An 18,304-nucleotide genomic window follows, 5' to 3' on the forward strand; every position below is an offset into this window, starting at 1 on the left:
AGAGCGAGGGAATCAAGTTGCGCCGCGCCGTCTGCCCGGGGTCGTTCGACCCCATCACCAACGGACATCTCGACATCATCGGCCGCGCCTCGAAGCTGTACGACGTCGTACATGTCGCGGTGATGATCAACCAGTCCAAGAAGGGCCTGTTCACGGTCGACGAGCGGATCGATCTGATCCGCCAGGTCACCGCGGACTTCGGCAACGTCCAGGTCGAGGCCTTCCACGGGCTGCTGGTCGACTTCTGCAAGCAGCGCGACATCCCGGCCATCGTGAAGGGCCTGCGAGCGGTCAGCGACTTCGACTACGAGCTCCAGATGGCCCAGATGAACAACGGGCTCTCGGGCGTCGAAACGCTCTTCGTGCCGACCAACCCCACCTACAGCTTCCTGTCGTCCTCGCTGGTCAAGGAGGTGGCGACCTGGGGCGGAGACGTCTCGCACCTGCTGCCTCCGATGGTCCACGAGGCCCTGACCGAGCGCCTCGCTCAGCAGTGAGACGCTGACAGTCCGTCACCAGGGCCTTCCCGGGGCCCCATAGGTGTCGGGCGGGTGCCGACTGGCCGTACAGTCGTCCCGTCCGTCTCCAATCGGCAGTAGAGAGTGGCGAGCACACGGTGGACGTGCAGAAGAAGCTCGACGAGATCGTCGAGGCGGTCGGGAACGCCCGGTCCATGCCCATGTCGGCATCCTGCGTGGTCAACCGCGCCGAGCTGCTCTCGATGCTGGAAGAGGTACGCGAGGCCCTGCCCGGCTCGCTCGCGCAGGCCGCGGAGGTCATCGGCGGCCACGAGCAGCTCGTCGAGCAGGCCCGCCAGGAGGCCGGCCGGATCATCGAGACCGCCCACGCCGAGCGCGGCTCGCTCATCTCCGGCACGGAGATCGCCCGGCAGGCCCAGGCCGAGGCCGACCGGATCCTCGGCGAGGCCCGCAAGGACGCCGAAGAGGTGCGCGCGGAGGCCGACGAATACGTCGACAGCAAGCTCGCCAACTTCGAGGTCGTCCTCACCAAGACGATCGGCTCGGTCGACCGGGGCCGCGAGAAGCTCCTCGGCCGTGGCCAGGGCTTCGACGAGCAGGGCTACGAGGACCCGGACTTCGCCGAGGCTCCCGAGCGCAGCGCCGACCCGGCCACGCTCCAGCGCCGGGCCGACGAGTACGTGGACACCAAGCTCGGCGCCTTCGAGGCGGTGCTCGCCAAGACCCTGGAAGCCGTCGGCCGCGGCAGGCAGAAGCTGCACGGCCGCGTCGCCACCGACGACCTCGGTGCGCACATGGCCGCCCAGGACGCCGCGGGCAATCAGGTCCACACCAGTGACGAGGACCACTGGGCCGGTCTGGCCGAGCTCGCCACCCCGGAACCGCTCCAGGTGCCCCAGCAGCACGGCGAGCCGCAGTACCCGGCGCAGCCGGAACCGCAGTACGCGCAGACCTACGCGTACCAGGAGCAGCCGCAGGACGCCTACGGATCCCAGGCGCAGCAGTCCGACCCGTACGCCGGGTACCAGCAGCAGCCCGACCCCTACGCCGGCTACCAGCAGCAGGGCTACGACCCGAACGGCGCCCAGCTTCCCGCGCAGGGCTACGACCCGAACCAGGCCCAGGTCCCGGTGCAGGGCTACGACGCCTGGCAGCAGCCGGTGCAGGCCCCGCAGCAGCCCCTCCAGCAGCACGGAGAGGGCGCCCTGGACGAGACCAGCCTGTTCGACACCAGCATGATCGACCTGGATCAGCTCCGCCGGTACGAACAGGAGCGCTGACCGCACCGGGTCCCCGCTCCCGCTGCCGGACCGGGGATCTCTCCGGGGCGCGGGCCGGGGGGCGGATCAGGGCCGGATTGGGAGCTGGGCGATGTGTCCAGTATCCTGGCTCTTCGGTCGCGCGTATGTCCGCGATCCCGGCTGCCCGCTTCGACTCCGAACCGGTCGGCCCACCCCCACCATGCGTGATGCGCACGATTCGAAAGCAGGAAAAGCCCTGAACGGCCACCTCGACCACCGAAACCCTCTCGTGTTCGATACGCACGAGCTGGGCCGGCGTCCCGGTGCCCTCAAGCGGCTGACCCGCTCGGCGGACGCCCCCAAGGACTTCGGTATCGACGGGGTCATCGGTGTGCCGGAAGGCGCGCCCGTGCAGCTGGACGTCCGCCTCGAATCGGTCATGGAAGGTGTGCTTGTCACAGGCACCGCCCGTGCATCCGCCGAGGGGGAGTGCGTAAGGTGTCTGGAGCCGCTGAGCCTTGAGGTCAAGGCGGACTTCCAGGAAATGTTCTCGTACCCTGACGCCGATGACCGGAACCGCAGCAAGACCGCGGACCCGGTCGACGACGCCGAGGACGACGAGGACAGGTACTTCCTCGAGGACGGCCTGTTCGACCTCGAGTCGGTGCTGCGTGATGCGGTGGTGCTCGCACTGCCGATGCAGCCGGTGTGCAAGGAGACCTGTGCCGGTCTGTGTTCCGAGTGCGGAATCAGGCTGGACGAGAATCCGGGCCATCATCACGATGCCGTCGACATTCGTTGGGCGGCACTGCAAGGACTCGCCGAGACCGTTCAGGACGGCGAGAAGGACAACATGGGCGGCGCCGAACCTGGCGTCGACGAGAAGCAGGAGAAGTAGCCGTGGCTGTTCCGAAGCGGAAGATGTCGCGCAGCAACACGCGCCACCGCCGGTCGCAGTGGAAGGCTGCGGTCCCCACCCTGGTTTCGTGCGAGCGTTGCCAGGAGCCGAAGCTGCAGCACATCGCGTGCCCCAGCTGCGGCACGTACAACAAGCGCCAGGTCCTCGAGGTCTGAGCGGCTGGTGAGAGGCCCGATGTCTGAGTTGTCCCACGCCAAGAAGCAGGCAGACAACGTCAACACAGCCTCGTCCCACACGCTTCTGGAAGGGCGGCTCGGGTACCACCTCGAGTCCGCCCTTCTGGTGCGTGCGCTGACCCATCGTTCGTACGCGTACGAGAACGGCGGTCTGCCCACCAACGAGCGGCTCGAATTCCTCGGGGATTCGGTGCTCGGCCTGGTGGTCACGGACACGCTGTACCGCACTCACCCCGACCTGCCTGAAGGCCAGCTGGCCAAATTGCGGGCCGCGGTGGTCAACTCGCGTGCGCTTGCGGAAGTGGGCCGCGGCCTCGAACTCGGCTCCTTCATCCGGCTCGGCCGCGGTGAAGAGGGCACGGGTGGCCGGGACAAGGCGTCCATCCTCGCCGACACCCTTGAAGCGGTGATCGGTGCGGTCTATCTCGATCAGGGCCTCGACGTGGCCTCGGAGTTGGTCCACCGGCTCTTCGACCCGTTGATCGACAGGTCCTCGAACCTCGGTGCCGGCCTGGACTGGAAGACCAGTCTCCAGGAGCTCACCGCGAGCGAGAGCCTCGGAGTCCCCGAGTACCTCGTCACGGAGACCGGCCCGGACCACGAGAAGACCTTTACTGCTGCTGCTCGCGTCGGTGGTGTCTCGTACGGCACCGGCACCGGCCGTAGCAAGAAGGAAGCGGAGCAGCAGGCGGCCGAGTCCGCCTGGCGTGAGATCAGCGCCGCCGCGGAAGCACGGGAGGCCGCGGCGAAGTCCGCTGCCGACGGAGGGGCCGCCGACACCCCTGCCGACCCGTCGTCCACGGACGTTGCTCCTGCCTGACCCCGAGAACCCCCCGGTGCCCAGTGCGCCGGGGGGTTCTCTCTGTCCCGAACCCTTTCCGACCCTCTTCCGAACCGTCCTCCGGGCCTTTCGGACCACCTTCAGGAGCGACACCGTGCCCGAGCTGCCCGAGGTCGAAGTCGTCCGGCGAGGGCTGGAGCGCTGGGTCACCGGGCGCACGGTCGGCGAGGTCGAGGTCCTGCATCCGCGTGCCGTCCGCCGGCACCTCGCGGGCGGCGCGGACTTCGCGGCCCGGCTCACCGGCGTCCGGCTGGGCCCGGCGATGCGGCGCGGCAAATACCTGTGGGTGCCGCTCGATGACGCGGCGACCTCGCTCCTCGGTCATCTGGGCATGAGCGGTCAGCTGCTCGTACAGCCCGAGGGCGCGGTCGACGAGAAGCATCTGCGGATCAGGGTCCGCTTCGACGACGCCGTCGGCACCGAGCTGCGCTTCGTCGACCAGCGCACCTTCGGCGGGCTCTCCCTCCACGAGAACACCGCCGAGGGACTGCCCGACACCATCGCCCACATCGCCCGCGACCCGCTGGACCCGGCCTTCGACGACGCCGCGTTCCACACCGCGCTGCGGCTGCGGCGTACGACGGTCAAGCGCGCCCTGCTGGACCAGTCGCTGATCAGCGGCGTCGGCAACATCTACGCGGACGAGGCGCTCTGGCGGGCCAAGCTGCACTACGACCGGCCGACCGCGACCCTGACCCGCCCCAAGTCGGCCGAGCTGCTCGGCCACGTCCGTGACGTGATGAACGCGGCGCTGGCGCAGGGCGGCACGAGCTTCGACAGCCTCTACGTGAACGTGAACGGGGAGTCGGGCTACTTCGACCGCTCGCTCGACGCCTACGGACGCGAGGACGAGCCGTGCCACCGCTGCGGTACGCCGATGCGGCGCCGCGCCTGGATGAACCGGTCGAGCTACTTCTGCCCCCGCTGCCAGCGTCCGCCGCGCGCCTGAGGGCTGCCGTCCCGTACCCGCCGGGGCTGACGGGACAGTGCCCTGACGACCTGCTGGGCGAAACGAGCCGGCTCGCTCTCGCCCACCAGTCGTCAGCGGACCTTGTGGGCCTCGTCGTACCGCTCGTGCGCCACGAGGACCTCGGACATCCGGCCCTCGACGAGGTGAATGAGACCGAGCAGCTGTTCGGCGACCTGACGGCCCAGAGCCGTGAGCTCGTAGTCGACGCGGGGGGGATTGGTCGGCTGGGCCTCGCGGAGCACCAGCCCGTCGCGCTCCAGGGCGTGCAGTGTCTGGGAGAGCATCTTCTCGCTCACCCCGTCGACCCGGCGGCGCAGCGCGTTGAACCGGAGGCTGCCCTCGTGCAGGGCGCCGAGCGTCAGACTGCCCCACCGGCCGGTGATGTGCTCCAGGGTGCTGCGCGAAAGGCACTCCTTGGAGAACACGTCGAAGGCGAGCGTGTCGTGCGGGCAGCCCTCGTCCCGTGCGCTGTCGCCGTTCCTGTCCATGGAAAACAGCGTACGCCCGCACAGCGCTCTCCATGGGATTGCGCACTCCATGGGTGAGCTGTGGGGCGTACGAGGTCGGAGCGGGTGGTGGTGCGGGGCGGGCGGGGCTCAGGAGAGCTCCGCCCGCCTCAGAAGCCGAAGTCCTGCGTCCACCAGGGACCGCCGGCTCCGAAGTGGACACCGACGCCCAGCGTCTTGTAGTCGCAATTGAGAATGTTTGCGCGGTGGCCGTCGCTGTTCATCCAGGACTCCATCACGGCCTCGGCGTCGGCCTGGCCGCGGGCGATGTTCTCACCGCCGAGACCCGAGACGCCGACCGCCGCGGCACGGTCCCACGGGGTCTGCCCGTCGGGGTCGGTGTGGTCGAAGAATCCGCGGGCGGCCATGTCGTCGCTGAAGTTCTGGGCGAGCGAGGTCAGTGACGAACTCGCGGTCACCGCGCTGCAGCCGACCTTGGCCCGCTCCTGGTTGACGAGGGCGAGCACGGCGGCCTGGGCCGAGGTGGCGGCGGCCGGTGCGGCGGTCGTGCGGGGGGCCGGCGCGGCTGCGGAGGTACTGGGCGCGGCCGGACTCGACGCGGGGGCCGGTGCCGAACTCTTCGTGGTGCCGGCGGCGGAGGCCTTCGGGGCGGTGGAGCGCTTCGTCTGCTCCTTGGCCTTGGCGGCCGTCTCCTTAGCCGCCTTCGTCCTCGTCGGCTCGGAGGTCTTCGAGGGGGACGCGGACGGCGTGCCGGCCTCGGGCGAGCCCGACTTCGTGGGCCCCTTGGCGCGCTCGGTGCCGCGGCTGGCCGTGGCCGACGCGGATCCGCGGTCGGCCGGCGCGGTCGTGGAGCCGCCCTGGGTCAGGAGGTCGGGTGCCGCGTCGGAGCGCACCTGGTCGGCGGCCGGACCGCCACTCACGTTGTAGTTGTCGCCACCGGGCAGCAGCCCGGAGGCGACCGCCACGGCACCGACGGCGAGGGCCGCGGAGACGCCGAGCAGTCCCGTACGCACGGGTAGGCCGGACCGCTTCCTGCGGCGCGTGCCCGGGGTGTGGCCTGCGGTCCCCTCCGCGTGCTGTTCAGCGGCGGGAGCTGCGGCGGAGCGTCGATGGCGTCCCATCTGCTGTGCCCTTCTGACGATCTGGACGCCGTTGTCGGCGCACCTTGGCTCACCCGATCGAGTGAAGCTATTGCGAGGGGACTGTACGCCATGGCGATTCCACGAGAAGTGCTCCGAGAGCAATTGGCCGGTTAGCGTTCGGGCATGAACGAAGATGTACGTCTCACCGCTTGGGTACGCGGCCGAGTACAGCAAGTAGGGTTCCGCTGGTTCACCAGGGCAAACGCTTTGGAGATCGGCGGACTCACCGGATTCGCCCTCAATCTCGACGACGGCAGAGTGCAGGTCGTGGCTGAGGGGCCGCGTGAGAATTGCCACCGTCTGCTGGATTGGCTGCGCTCGGACGACACACCCGGCCGCGTTGACGGAGTCACTGAGATCTGGGACACGCCGCGGGGCGGATATGAGGGATTCGCGATCCGCTGATCCGGTGCTCGCGCAGGGGAGGAACGCGGCCCGTGTTCGGGCCGTGTTCGAGGGGCGGCGGGGGGTGACGGCGAAGGGTCCGGTCATGCGTACACATGAAATGACCTGCGGAATAAGCTGGTGGTTGCCAAGATTCGGTTGCCGTGCCAGGCTGCCGCAGTAAGGATGATCTCCGCGCCCCTGAGGGCCCCGTAGGAGAGTCGCGCCGCATGATCGTCAAGCCGCGCGCCCCCGGGACGCCCGCCTTTACAGGGTGTGATCGTGTTGACCGTCAAACTTTTTGGTGAGACGCTGAAATCCCCGCGCACCTCAGCTGTTCGGCAGAGCTGTTTGGCAGCAGAACAGCAGTGAACACAGAGCACTGCCGAGCACCGCGGGTGCGATTCCCTCACGACCCACACCGCATCGGTCGGTCACTCAGTGTGGAGGACCACTCATCATGGCAAAGGCGCTTCTCGGTTACGTCGGCGGTTCCGATCCGCGACTCCTCGCCGAGATGCGACGGCTTCAGCAGCGCGTCCAGGATCTTGAGTCCGAGCTCGTACGGATTCAGGACGAGAACGACGCGCTCAACGCCGCCGCCCAGCACCAAGAGTCGCTGCTCGACAGCATCGACATCGACGTACCTCAGGCGGAGCCGGCGCTGACCTGATCTCCGGCCCCCAGGGGCCGGTCGGGCTGTACGCGTCAGCCGCAAGGGATCATCGCCGGATCGTCACCGGATCATTGAAGATCAATCGCTCTTGATCTGCCTATGCCTCGTCACTGGTCCGGGCACGCGCGCCTTCACGGAGGCGACGGATCCGTCGACGCAGCATTGCACAAGATTTACAGGGGACGCTTCGGCGTCCCTTCTTTCTTTTCCCCTCCGACCTGCGCCCGTCCCGCCCCGGACGTACACCCCTTCCCTTACCGTCTGATGTGCCCTGCACCTTCATCAGCGAAACCGAGAGCGAAAGGTAGAGTCCGGCGGCGTGCACCTCAAGGCCCTGACCCTGCGTGGTTTCAAATCGTTCGCCTCCGCCACCACCCTGCGGTTCGAACCCGGGATCACCTGCGTGGTCGGTCCCAATGGGTCGGGCAAGTCCAATGTGGTGGACGCTCTCTCCTGGGTCATGGGGGAGCAGGGCGCGAAATCCCTGCGCGGCGGCAAGATGGAAGACGTGATCTTCGCCGGTACCACCGGGCGGCCGCCGCTCGGACGGGCTGAAGTATCGCTGACCATCGACAATTCCGACGGCGCGCTGCCCATCGAGTACGCCGAAGTGACGATCACTCGGATCATGTTCCGCAACGGCGGCAGCGAGTACCAGATCAATGGCGACACCTGCCGGCTGCTGGACATCCAGGAACTCCTCTCGGACTCCGGTATCGGCCGGGAGATGCACGTCATCGTCGGCCAGGGCCAGTTGGATTCGGTGCTCCACGCGGACCCGATGGGACGCCGCGCGTTCATCGAGGAGGCGGCGGGCGTCCTCAAGCACCGCAAGCGCAAGGAGAAGGCGCTGCGGAAGCTGGACGCGATGGGGGCGAACCTGGCCCGCGTGCAGGACCTCACCGACGAACTGAGACGCCAGCTGAAGCCGCTCGGCCGGCAGGCGGCGGTGGCCCGCCGGGCCGCCGTCATCCAGGCCGATCTGCGTGACGCCCGGCTCCGCCTCCTCGCCGACGACCTGGTGCGGCTGCACACCGCGCTGCGCGGCGAGATCGCCGACGAGGCGGCGCTGAAGCAGCGCCGCGAGGCGGCCGAGGCGGAACTGAAGACGGCTCTCGCGCACGAGGCCGAACTGGAGGGCGAGGTACGGCGGCTGACACCGCGGCTCCAGCGCGCCCAGCAGACCTGGTACGAACTGTCGCAGCTGGCCGAACGGGTCCGCGGCACCATCTCCCTCGCCGACGCCCGGGTGAAGAGCGCCACCGCCCCGCCCGAGGAGGAGCGGCGGGGGCGCGATCCCGAGGACATGGAGCGCGAGGCGGCCCGGATCCGCGAGCAGGAGGCGGAACTGACCGCCGCGCTGGAGGCGGCGGAGCACGCGCTGGAGGACACCGCGTCCCACCGGGCCGAACTGGAACGGGAGCTGGCGTCCGAGGAACGCAGGCTCAAGGACGCGGCCCGGGCGCTCGCGGACCGCCGCGAAGGGCTCGCCCGGCTGAACGGCCAGGTCAACGCCGCTCGCAGCCGGGCCGGTTCGGCGCAGGCGGAGATCGACCGGCTGGCCGCCTCGCGCGACGAGGCGCAGGAACGCGCCGTCGCCGCCCAGGAGGAGTACGAGCAGCTGAAGGCCGAAGTCGACGGCCTGGACGCGGGGGACACGGAACTCGGCGAGCGGCACGAGGCCGCCCGGCGTGAACTCAAGGAGGCGGAGGGGGCCCTCTCCACGGCCCGGGAGGAGCTCACCGCCGCCGAACGCGAACGCGCGGCGGTCGCCGCCCGTCATGACGCGCTCGCCCTCGGGCTGCGCCGGAAGGACGGGACCGGGGTGCTGCTCGGCGCGCGGGACCGGCCGGCGGGCCTGCTCGGACCGGCCGCGGAACTGCTCACCGTGGCCCCGGGCCACGAGATCGCGGTGGCGGCGGCGCTGGGCGCGGCGGCGGACGCGGTGGCCGTGACGGACCCGGCGACCGCGGCGGAGGCGATCCGGCTGCTGCGCAAGCAGGACGCGGGACGCGCCTCGCTGTTGCTGGGCGGCGTGGGCGGCGGCGGATCGGATGCGGTGGGACACGTACCCGGGCAGAGCCCGGAGGCGCACCCCGCGCCGCGCGCCGCGGTGGCCCATGTTCCGGGACAGTCCGTGGAGGCCGCACCGGTGGCGTCGGACCACACCTCGCCCCCGGCACCCCGCAGTGCGGAAGCCGAAACCGAGCAGGCCGGGCAGGTGACGGCCCTGGTCCTGGCCGGCGGCCTGGACACCCCGGCCGTCGCCGATCTCGTCAGCGGTCCCGTCGGACTGATGGCCGCGGTCCGCAGGCTGCTGCGGGACATGGTGGTCGTCGGAACGCTGGAGGACGCCGAGGACCTGGTTGCCGCCCGCCCGGAGCTGACGGCGGTGACCGGTGAGGGGGACGTGCTCTCGGCGCACTTCGCCCACGGCGGCTCGGCGGGGGCACCCAGCCTCCTGGAGGTCCAGGTGTCCGTGGACGAGGCGGCGGCGGAGCTGGCCGAGCTCGCCGTGCGGTGCGCGGAGCTGGCCGGGACGCAGCGGAGCGCGGCCCAGCGGCGGGCGGAGTGTGCGGCACTCGTCGAGGAGCTGTCGGAGCGCCGACGGGCCGCGGACCGGGAGAAGTCCCAAGTGGCCCAGCAGCTCGGCCGGCTGGCGGGCCAGGCCCGCGGGGCGGCGGGTGAGGCCGAGCGGACGGCCTCGTCCGCCGCCCGCGCGCAGGAGGCCCTGGAGCGGGCGACCGAGGAGGCCGAGGAACTGGCCGAACGGCTGCTGGTGGCCGAGGAGGCGGCAGAGGACGGCGCGGACGAGGAGCCGGACACCGCCGTTCGCGACCGGCTGGCGGCCGACGGTGCCAACGCCCGGCAGACCGAGATGGAGGCCCGGCTCCAGGTCCGTACGCACGAGGAACGGGTCAAGGCCCTCGCCGGCCGCGCCGACTCCCTGGACCGGGGCGCTCGTGCGGAGCGCGAGGCCCGCGCCCGCGTCGAGCAGCGCCGCGCCCGGCTGCGCCATGAGGCCGCGGTGGCCTCGGCCGTCGCGTCCGGCGCCCGTCAGCTGCTCGCCCACGTCGAGGTGTCGGTCGTGCGGGCGGAGGAGGAGCGGGCGGCTGCCGAGGCGTCGAAGGCGGAGCGGGAGCGGGAGCTGGCGGCCGAACGCCACCGGGGCCGCGAGCTCAAGGGCGAGCTCGACAAGCTGACGGACTCGGTCCACCGGGGCGAGGTGCTCGGCGCCGAGAAGCGGCTGCGCATAGAGCAGCTGGAGACGAAGGCCCTGGAGGAGCTGGGCGTGGAGCCGGCCGGTCTGGCCGCCGAGTACGGGCCGGACCAGCTCGTGCCGCCGTCGCCGGCGGCTGAGGGCGAGGAGCTGCCGGAGGATCCGGAGCACCCGCGCAACCAGCCGAAGCCGTTCGTCCGGGCCGAACAGGAGAAGCGGCTGAAGTCGGCCGAACGGGCGTATCAGCAACTCGGGAAGGTGAATCCGCTCGCTCTGGAGGAGTTCTCGGCGCTGGAGGAGCGGCACAAGTTCCTCTCCGAGCAGCTGGAGGACCTGAAGAAGACCCGGGCCGATCTGATGCAGGTCATCAAGGAGGTCGACGAGCGGGTCGAGCAGGTCTTCACCGAGGCGTACCGGGACACGGCCAGGGAGTTCGAGGGCGTCTTCTCGCGCCTCTTCCCGGGCGGTGAGGGGCGGCTCATCCTGACCGATCCGGACAACATGCTGGCGACCGGTGTGGACGTCGAGGCCCGGCCGCCGGGCAAGAAGGTCAAGCGGCTCTCCCTGCTGTCCGGCGGGGAAAGGTCGCTGACGGCAGTGGCGTTGCTGGTCTCGATCTTCAAAGCCAGGCCGAGTCCGTTCTATGTGATGGACGAGGTCGAGGCGGCGCTCGACGACACCAATCTGCAGCGCCTGATCCGGATCATGGAGGAGCTCCAGGAGAGCTCGCAGCTCATCGTGATCACGCACCAGAAGCGGACGATGGAGGTCGCCGACGCGCTGTACGGCGTCTCGATGCAGGGCGACGGTGTGTCCAAGGTGATCAGCCAGCGGCTGCGCTGAACCTTTACCTAATCTTCAGGACTTCGACGTACCTTTTGCGTACTCCTGGGTAGATGTCAGGCCGCACTGCAATATTGACTTCAAAACTTGAACGCATAGTCTCTGCAACGTCGTTTTTGTCTTCAAGTGGTGGCAGGGTCCAAGTTGTGCGCCACTGAGAAGAGCTCACCCCCCACGCCTGACGTTGCGGCCAGGCCCCAGGAGTTCATGTGACCAGCACCTCGCAGGGACCGGAGTCCGGAGCCCGGTCGGCTCATCCGGACCACATCGGCCATGTCATCTTCATCACCGCCGCGGCCGCCATGGGTGGCTTCCTCTTCGGCTACGACAGTTCCGTGATCAACGGCGCGGTCGAAGCGATCCGCAGCCGGTACGACATCGGCTCCGGCACGCTCGCCCAGGTCATCGCCATCGCGCTGATCGGCTGTGCGATCGGCGCCGCCACGGCCGGCCGGATCGCCGACCGCATCGGCCGCATCCGCTGCATGCAGATCGCCTCGGTGCTCTTCACCATCAGCGCCGTGGGCTCCGCGCTTCCCTTCGCGCTGTGGGACCTGGCGATGTGGCGCATCATCGGCGGCTTCGCCATCGGCATGGCATCGGTGATCGGCCCGGCGTACATCGCCGAGGTCTCCCCGCCCGCCTACCGCGGCCGGCTCGGGTCCTTCCAGCAGGCGGCGATCGTCATCGGTATCGCCATCTCCCAGCTGGTCAACTACGGCATCCTGCAGATCGCCGACGGTGACCAGCGCGGCAAGATCGGCGGGCTGGAAGCCTGGCAGTGGATGCTCGGCGTGATGGTCGTGCCCGCGATCCTCTACGGACTGCTCTCGTTCGCGATCCCCGAGTCGCCGCGCTTCCTGATCTCCGTCGGCAAGAAGGACCGGGCCCGGCAGATCCTCGAAGAGGTCGAGGGCAAGAACATCGACCTCGACGCACGCGTCACCGAGATCGAGACCGCGATGCACCGCGAGCACAAGTCGAGCTTCAAGGACCTGCTCGGCAGCCGCTTCGGCTTCCTGCCCATCGTCTGGGTCGGCATCGGCCTGTCGGTGTTCCAGCAGCTCGTCGGCATCAACGTGGCGTTCTACTACTCGGCGACGCTGTGGCAGTCGGTCGGCATCGACCCGACCGACTCGTTCTTCTACTCGTTCACGACCTCGATCATCAACATCATCGGTACGGTGATCGCGATGGTCCTGGTGGACCGGGTGGGCCGCCGCCCGCTGGCCCTCGTCGGCTCCTGCGGTATGGCCATCGCGCTCGCCTTCGAGGCGTGGGCGTTCTCCGCCGACCTGGTCGACGGCAAACTCCCCACCACCCAGGGTGTGGTCGCGCTCGTCGCCGCCCATGTCTTCGTACTCTTCTTCGCCCTCTCGTGGGGCGTCGTGGTCTGGGTCTTCCTCGGCGAGATGTTCCCGAACCGGATCCGCGCCGCCGCACTCGGCGTCGCCGCCTCCGCACAGTGGATCGCCAACTGGGCGATCACCGCGAGCTTCCCGAGCCTCGCCGACTGGAACCTGTCGGGCACGTACATCATCTACGCCTGCTTCGCCACGCTCTCGATCCCCTTCGTCATCAAGTTCGTGAAGGAGACCAAGGGCAAGGCGCTGGAGGAGATGGGCTGATCCCCGCTGCCCCTCTCCGCGCAACCGTACGGCCCCGGCTCGCGTCCGCGCACCGGGGCCGTACGCGCGTCTCACCCCCCGATGGCCCCGCAGAACAACCGCAGGCTGCGCCACCCCTCCTCGACCGGCATCCCGCCGCACAGCGGGTGCAGCACCAGGCTGTCCAGCTCCCCGGCGAGGCCCGCGCACTGCTCCGGTGTGACGATCCGGTAGACGCCCTCGTCCCGGAGCTCCGCCACCGTCGTCGCCCCCGAGCGGACCGCCGAGCGGATGTCCTTGGACTGCCAGGAGGCGTACGTGCGCGCCTCGTGCAGGAAGTGCTCCCCGTACTCGGCCCACGTCCGGTCCGGATCCTCGGACACGTGCAGCAATGGCGTCTCGGCCGAGGGCATCATGCAGAACCCCTCCGTGCCGTGCTCCGCGCGATGCTCGTGGTAGTACGCCTCCAGCTCCGGCAGGTGCGCGCTCGGGAACAGCGGCAGACCCAGCCGGGCCGCCCGCCGCGCCGCCGCCCGCGAGCTGCCGCCCACCAGCAGCAGCGGATGCGGGCGGGTGAACGGCCGCGGGGTGACCGTGACCGTACGGCCGCGGAACTCGAACGGCTCCCCGGTCCACGCCTTCAGCAGCGTCTCCAGCAGCTCGTCCTGGAGCCGGCCCCTCCTGCCCCACTCGACGCCCGCCCGTTCGTACTCCTCGGGCCGGTAGCCGATCCCCGCCACCGTGACCAGCCGGCCCGCGCTCAGCAGATCGAGCACCGCGATGTCCTCGGCCAGCCGCAATGGATCGTGCAGCGGTCCGATGACCGCGGAGACCGTCACCGCGATCCGGCGGGTGGCCCCGAACACGGCACCGGCGAAGGCGAAGGGGGACGGCAGCCAGGAGTTGGCGGCCCCGTGGTGTTCCTCGGTCTGCACCGTGTCGACGCCGTTCCCGTCGGCGTACGCGGCCATGTCCAGCGCCGCGCGGTAGCGGGCCGAGAGGGAGTCCGGCGTGGCTGCCGGATCGACGAGGTTGAACCGGACGACTGTGAAGGCCATGACGCGTCCCCCTGGGGCCTGGCTGACGGGCTGGGCGAGGCCGGACCATAGCTGACGCAGCGTCAGAAGTGTAGGGGTGCGGCCCGCGGCAAGGGCGCCGGACATCCCCCGCTGGCACACTGGCCCGGCTCCGGGCGGCGGACGCCGCCCGGAGCGGCGGAATGGGACGACGACACCGTGCGGGGGAGATCGAGCTCGACGACTTCCTCGCCCGGGCCGGGCTGCGACTGGCACCCGGGGCGGAGGTCACGCTCGGCTGCGAGTACTGACCTCACGGCTCAGGGGCCGGTCGCACACGCCCGGCCCCCCAGGTGCCGGGCATCCCTCGCGCGGTGCCGCACGTGACCGATACTGGGTGGGTTATGGAATTCGTCATCCTTGCTGTAGTCATCGCCCTGGTCGCGGTCGGCGTGATCAGCGGGCTCGTGGTCAGCAGCCGCAAGAAGAAGCAGCTGCCCCCGGCACCGTCGAGCACGCCGACCATCACTCCTCCCGCCGAACCCCATGTCGGCGAGGAGGCCGAAACGCCGCGCGACGCCTCGCGCCGCACCATCGAGGAGGTCGGCCTTCCGCCCGAGGAGGCCCCCGAAACCGTCGAGCCGGAGGCGCCCGCAGCCCCCCCGCTGGACGTTCCCGAGCCCACCGCCGGCCGTCTCGTACGGCTCCGGGCCAGGCTCGCCCGCTCGCAGAACTCCCTCGGCAAGGGGCTGCTCACGCTCCTGTCCAGGGACAACCTCGACGAGGACACCTGGGAGGAGATCGAGGACACCCTCCTCACCGCCGATGTCGGCGTCGCTCCCACCCAGGAACTGGTCGAACGGCTCCGGGAACGCGTCCGCGTCCTCGGTACGCGTACCCCCGAAGAGCTGCGCACGCTGCTGCGCGAGGAGCTCCTCACGCTGCTCGGCACCGACTTCGACCGCGCGGTCAGGACGGAGGGCGGCGCCGAGACCCCCGGCGTCGTGATGGTCGTCGGCGTCAACGGCACCGGCAAGACCACCACCACCGGCAAGCTGGCCCGGGTGCTGGTGGCCGACGGCCGCAGCGTGGTGCTCGGCGCGGCCGACACCTTCCGCGCCGCCGCCGCCGATCAGCTCCAGACCTGGGGCGAGCGCGTCGGCGCCCGCACCGTGCGCGGACCCGAGGGCGGCGACCCGGCGTCGATCGCCTTCGACGCCGTGAAGGAGGGTATCGCCGAGGGCGCCGACGTCGTGCTCATCGACACGGCGGGCCGGCTGCACACCAAGACCGGGCTGATGGACGAGCTCGGCAAGGTCAAGCGGGTCGTCGAGAAGCACGGACCGCTCGACGAGATCCTGCTCGTCCTCGACGCCACCACCGGGCAGAACGGCCTGGTGCAGGCGCGGGTGTTCGCCGAGGTCGTCGACATCACCGGCATCGTCCTCACCAAGCTCGACGGCACCGCCAAGGGCGGCATCGTCATCGCCGTCCAGCGCGAGCTGGGCGTACCGGTGAAGCTGGTCGGACTCGGCGAGGGGCCGGACGATCTGGCTCCGTTCGAGCCCGAGGCGTTCGTGGACGCCCTGATCGGGGACTGAACCCCCTCCGCACAGCGAGGAGCCCGGCCGCACGCACCGCGCGGCCGGGCTCCTCGCTGTGGCGGCTCAGCCGCAGGCGGCCAGTCGGTGGCAGATGTACGCCAGCGTGCCCAGCAGCAGCCGGGCCTCCGGGGGTGCGGCCGCGGTGTCCAGGGCCGGAGGGCGCAGCCAGCGGACCGGGCCGAGGCCGCCCTGGTCCGACGGCGGCGCGGTGATGTGGGAGCCGGAGCCGAACGCCCGCAGGTCGAGGCCCGCGTCGTCCCAGCCCATCCGGTACAGCAGCCGGGGAAGTCCGGCGGCCGCTCCGGGGGCGACGAAGAACTGCGCGCGGCCGGCCGGGGTCACCGCCACCGGACCCAGCGGCAGCCCCATCCGCTCCATCCGCACCAGCGCCCGGCGCCCGGCCGGCTCCGCGACGTCGAGCACGTCGAAGGTGCGGCCCACCGGCAGCAGCATTGCCGCGCCGGGCACCTCGGCCCACGCGCGCGCCGCCGTGTCGAGCGTCGCCCCGGCGGGAACCTCCCGCGCGAACGCCAGCGGATGCGCCCCGGGGGAGGGGCACTCGGCATCCCCGCACGAGCAGTCGCCGTCCGCGGCGCGGGCGCCCGGCACGACCGCCCAGCCCCACAGCCCCGTGTACTCGGCCACCGCGGTGCTCCCGGCCGCACGGCCGCGGCGCCGTGTGCCGGACCGCATCTCGCGGATGCCGCCGATCGTGAAGCCCATGCCCCCTCCAACGGGTCCGACGCGCCGGTGGTTACGAAGCGGAGTGCCTTCGCGACACTCCGTCGTTCCGGGCGATCGGCGTGAGCGGGGCGCGCCCCGGGAGTGCGAGACCCTGCGCGCGCCCTTGAGTGCGCCTCTGCGCCCCTCGCTGATCGCTGTCTGTCAAGTGAATCGCGCCCGGCCGTGGTGGCGTTCATTCGAAGGGGTGGCGAATGGTGGCGTTTCTGCAAACACCCTCGCCGGGCGGGTGATCGTAGGATTACCGTCGGTACACGAACCATGGAAGTATGTGCGCCCGTGGGTATGCCGGAGGCAACCCGATTTTCTGTTCGATGATGGGCAACCTGCATACGGGCAGCGTCGGTTCGCGGCATTCTGATAGAGGTTCGCGCGACAGTATTCGGCGGATGGGGGCGTTCCAGTGAGTGGCAGCGGCGCAGGCGATTCGAATGCCGGTAAGCGCCCCAACGGGCAATTGGGATCATGGTTTGTGCGCAGCGGCTGGTCGAAAGGCGAGCTGGCCCGGCAGGTGAACCGCCGAGCGCGCCAGATGGGTGCCCACCACATCAGCACCGACACCTCCCGGGTGCGGCGCTGGCTCGACGGTGAGCAGCCGCGCGAGCCGATCCCGCGCATCCTGTCCGAGCTGTTCTCCGAGCGCTTCGGTTCCGTCGTCGCCGTCGAGGATCTGGGGCTGCGCGCCGCCCACCAGGCGCCCTCCGTGGCCGGCGTCGATCTGCCCTGGGCCGGACCCCAGACCGTGGCGCTGCTCAGCGAGTTCTCCCGCAGCGACCTGATGCTCGCCCGCCGCGGATTCCTCGGCAGCTCACTCGCGCTCGCCGCCGGACCCGCTCTCATCGAACCCATGCAGCGCTGGCTGGTGCCCGTCGCGTCCGGCGGATCCGTCGAGCCGGAGTCGGCCGCCGCCGCCCGTCGCCCCTCCCGGCTCTCCGGACCCGAGCTCGACCTGCTGGAATCCACCACCGCGATGTTCCGCCAGTGGGACGCCCAGTGCGGCGGAGGACTGCGCCGCAAGGCCGTCGTCGGCCAGCTCCACGAGGTCACCGACCTGCTCCAGGAGCCGCAGCCGGCCGCCACGGCGAAACGCCTCTTCCGCTGCGCCGCCGAACTGGCCGAGCTGGCGGGCTGGATGAGTTACGACGTCGGCCTCCAGCCCACCGCCCAGAAGTACTTCGTGCTCGCCCTGCACGCCTCCAAGGAGGCCGGCGACAAGCCGCTGGGCTCGTACGTCCTGTCCAGCATGAGCCGCCAGATGATCCACCTCGGCCGCCCCGACGACGCCCTCGAGCTCATCCACCTCGCGCAGTACGGCAGCCGCGACTGCGCCACCGCGCGGACCCAGGCCATGCTGTATGCGATGGAGGCCCGCGCCTACGCCAACATGGGCCAGCCCAGCAAGTGCAAGCGCGCCGTCCGGATGGCCGAGGACACCTTCCTCGACGCGGGGATCGACGGCGAGCCCGAGCCCGACTGGATCCGCTTCTTCTCCGAGGCCGAGCTCAACGGGGAGAACTCGCACTCCTACCGTGACCTGGCCTATGTGGCCGGCCGCAGCCCCACGTACGCCTCGCTCGCCGAACCCGTCATGCAGCGGGCGGTCGAACTCTTCGGCGAGGACGACGAGCACCAGCGTTCGTACGCACTGAACCTGGTCGGTCTCGCCACCGTCCATCTCCTCAAGCGCGAGCCCGAGCAGTCCACCGTGCTGGCCGAGAAGGCGCTGCGCGTCGCCAAGAAGGTCCGCTCGGAGCGCGTCAACACCCGGCTGCGCAAGACCGTCGACACCGCGGCCAGGGACTTCGGGGACATTCCCGAGGTCGCCCGGCTCACCGACCTCCTCAGCGCACAGCTGCCCGAGACCGCCGAAGCGGTCTGAAGCGTGTTCTGAAGGTCCCACCTGCCCCGGCCACGACAGCCACCCCGCACCGACCGACTTCGGCTCCCCCGATTGCCTGGTCAGTGGGTGGTTGTCGTG

The 18,304-nt window shown here is 70.4% G+C and carries 16 protein-coding genes; 12 read left to right on the plus strand and 4 right to left on the minus strand.

What is annotated here, in order from left to right; translation table 11 throughout:
- The first annotated feature begins 17 nt into the window (after positions 1 to 17).
- From coaD to mutM, 6 genes are all read left to right on the plus strand, one after another.
- Positions 18 to 497 carry a pantetheine-phosphate adenylyltransferase gene (coaD, locus tag ACGFZA_RS06120; protein ID WP_385288685.1) on the plus strand — a complete coding sequence of 160 codons (480 nt, stop codon included), beginning with the start codon at positions 18 to 20 and terminating at the stop codon, positions 495 to 497.
- Between the two features lie 119 nt (positions 498 to 616).
- Positions 617 to 1,759 carry a cell division initiation protein gene (locus tag ACGFZA_RS06125; protein WP_393677414.1) on the plus strand — a complete coding sequence of 381 codons (1,143 nt, stop codon included), beginning with the start codon at positions 617 to 619 and terminating at the stop codon, positions 1,757 to 1,759.
- A gap of 181 nt (positions 1,760 to 1,940) precedes the next feature.
- The gene (locus ACGFZA_RS06130) at positions 1,941 to 2,618 is read left to right on the plus strand and encodes a YceD family protein (protein ID WP_385288659.1); all 678 of its coding nucleotides are present in this window, start codon (positions 1,941 to 1,943) and stop codon (positions 2,616 to 2,618) included.
- 2 nt (positions 2,619 to 2,620) lie between these two features.
- Positions 2,621 to 2,794 (plus strand): 50S ribosomal protein L32, encoded by a 174-nt coding sequence (rpmF, locus tag ACGFZA_RS06135; protein WP_003965982.1) that lies wholly within the window; start codon positions 2,621 to 2,623, stop codon positions 2,792 to 2,794.
- 19 nt (positions 2,795 to 2,813) lie between these two features.
- Entirely contained in the window at positions 2,814 to 3,635 is an 822-nt protein-coding gene (gene rnc, locus ACGFZA_RS06140) for a ribonuclease III (RefSeq protein ID WP_385288661.1), read from the plus strand.
- 115 nt (positions 3,636 to 3,750) lie between these two features.
- Entirely contained in the window at positions 3,751 to 4,605 is an 855-nt protein-coding gene (gene mutM / locus ACGFZA_RS06145) for a bifunctional DNA-formamidopyrimidine glycosylase/DNA-(apurinic or apyrimidinic site) lyase (protein WP_393677417.1), read from the plus strand.
- A gap of 92 nt (positions 4,606 to 4,697) precedes the next feature.
- Here the strand turns inward: mutM and ACGFZA_RS06150 are convergent, their stop codons facing one another.
- Positions 4,698 to 5,114 carry a winged helix-turn-helix transcriptional regulator gene (locus ACGFZA_RS06150; RefSeq protein ID WP_393677419.1) on the minus strand — a complete coding sequence of 139 codons (417 nt, stop codon included), beginning with the start codon at positions 5,112 to 5,114 and terminating at the stop codon, positions 4,698 to 4,700.
- Between the two features lie 128 nt (positions 5,115 to 5,242).
- Complete coding sequence (locus ACGFZA_RS06155) at positions 5,243 to 6,214, minus strand: CAP domain-containing protein (RefSeq protein ID WP_385288670.1); 972 nt, start codon at positions 6,212 to 6,214, stop codon at positions 5,243 to 5,245.
- A 144-nt stretch (positions 6,215 to 6,358) separates the two neighbouring features.
- On the opposite strand from ACGFZA_RS06155, the gene ACGFZA_RS06160 reads away from it, so the two are divergent.
- The 4 genes from ACGFZA_RS06160 (at position 6,359) to ACGFZA_RS06175 (ending at position 12,986) form a co-directional block, all read left to right on the plus strand.
- Positions 6,359 to 6,640 carry an acylphosphatase gene (locus tag ACGFZA_RS06160; RefSeq protein WP_148021059.1) on the plus strand — a complete coding sequence of 94 codons (282 nt, stop codon included), beginning with the start codon at positions 6,359 to 6,361 and terminating at the stop codon, positions 6,638 to 6,640.
- Between the two features lie 439 nt (positions 6,641 to 7,079).
- Positions 7,080 to 7,292, plus strand: a complete 213-nt coding sequence (locus ACGFZA_RS06165) for a hypothetical protein (protein ID WP_018551753.1) — start codon at positions 7,080 to 7,082, stop codon at positions 7,290 to 7,292.
- Between the two features lie 322 nt (positions 7,293 to 7,614).
- Positions 7,615 to 11,358 carry an AAA family ATPase gene (locus ACGFZA_RS06170; RefSeq protein WP_393677423.1) on the plus strand — a complete coding sequence of 1,248 codons (3,744 nt, stop codon included), beginning with the start codon at positions 7,615 to 7,617 and terminating at the stop codon, positions 11,356 to 11,358.
- 209 nt (positions 11,359 to 11,567) lie between these two features.
- On the plus strand, positions 11,568 to 12,986 hold the full coding sequence (locus tag ACGFZA_RS06175; protein ID WP_393677425.1) for a sugar porter family MFS transporter: 1,419 nt from the start codon (positions 11,568 to 11,570) through the stop codon (positions 12,984 to 12,986).
- Positions 12,987 to 13,057: 71 nt separating this feature from the next.
- On the opposite strand, the gene ACGFZA_RS06180 is transcribed toward ACGFZA_RS06175, so the two are convergent.
- The gene (locus tag ACGFZA_RS06180) at positions 13,058 to 14,023 is read right to left on the minus strand and encodes an LLM class flavin-dependent oxidoreductase (RefSeq protein WP_393677427.1); all 966 of its coding nucleotides are present in this window, start codon (positions 14,021 to 14,023) and stop codon (positions 13,058 to 13,060) included.
- A 362-nt stretch (positions 14,024 to 14,385) separates the two neighbouring features.
- Here ACGFZA_RS06180 and ftsY point away from each other — a divergent pair, with 362 nt between their 5' ends.
- Positions 14,386 to 15,582 (plus strand): signal recognition particle-docking protein FtsY, encoded by a 1,197-nt coding sequence (gene ftsY, locus ACGFZA_RS06185; RefSeq protein WP_385288682.1) that lies wholly within the window; start codon positions 14,386 to 14,388, stop codon positions 15,580 to 15,582.
- A gap of 66 nt (positions 15,583 to 15,648) precedes the next feature.
- Here ftsY and ACGFZA_RS06190 read toward each other — a convergent pair whose 3' ends face one another.
- Positions 15,649 to 16,308: a bifunctional DNA primase/polymerase gene (locus tag ACGFZA_RS06190; protein ID WP_385286807.1), complete on the minus strand. Its 660-nt coding sequence runs from the start codon at positions 16,306 to 16,308 to the stop codon at positions 15,649 to 15,651.
- Between the two features lie 421 nt (positions 16,309 to 16,729).
- On the opposite strand from ACGFZA_RS06190, the gene ACGFZA_RS06195 reads away from it, so the two are divergent.
- The gene (locus ACGFZA_RS06195) at positions 16,730 to 18,205 is read left to right on the plus strand and encodes a hypothetical protein (protein ID WP_385286805.1); all 1,476 of its coding nucleotides are present in this window, start codon (positions 16,730 to 16,732) and stop codon (positions 18,203 to 18,205) included.
- The last annotated feature ends 99 nt before the right edge of the window (positions 18,206 to 18,304 follow it).

This window comes from Streptomyces sp. NPDC048211, from assembly GCF_043202315.1.
Taxonomy (GTDB): domain Bacteria; phylum Actinomycetota; class Actinomycetes; order Streptomycetales; family Streptomycetaceae; genus Streptomyces.

Excerpts from the sequence above, each read along its gene's own strand:
- ACGFZA_RS06165 (WP_018551753.1), top strand. The coding sequence starts at position 7,080 with ATGGCAAAGGCGCTTCTCGGTTACGTCGGCGGTTCCGATCCGCGACTC.
- ftsY (WP_385288682.1), top strand. The coding sequence starts at position 14,386 with ATGGAATTCGTCATCCTTGCTGTAGTCATCGCCCTGGTCGCGGTCGGC.
- ACGFZA_RS06190 (WP_385286807.1), bottom strand. The coding sequence starts at position 16,308 with ATGGGCTTCACGATCGGCGGCATCCGCGAGATGCGGTCCGGCACACGG.
- ACGFZA_RS06180 (WP_393677427.1), bottom strand. The coding sequence starts at position 14,023 with ATGGCCTTCACAGTCGTCCGGTTCAACCTCGTCGATCCGGCAGCCACG.
- ACGFZA_RS06130 (WP_385288659.1), top strand. The coding sequence starts at position 1,941 with ATGCGTGATGCGCACGATTCGAAAGCAGGAAAAGCCCTGAACGGCCAC.
- ACGFZA_RS06150 (WP_393677419.1), bottom strand. The coding sequence starts at position 5,114 with ATGGACAGGAACGGCGACAGCGCACGGGACGAGGGCTGCCCGCACGAC.
- ACGFZA_RS06155 (WP_385288670.1), bottom strand. The coding sequence starts at position 6,214 with ATGGGACGCCATCGACGCTCCGCCGCAGCTCCCGCCGCTGAACAGCAC.
- ACGFZA_RS06160 (WP_148021059.1), top strand. The coding sequence starts at position 6,359 with ATGAACGAAGATGTACGTCTCACCGCTTGGGTACGCGGCCGAGTACAG.
- rnc (WP_385288661.1), top strand. The coding sequence starts at position 2,814 with ATGTCTGAGTTGTCCCACGCCAAGAAGCAGGCAGACAACGTCAACACA.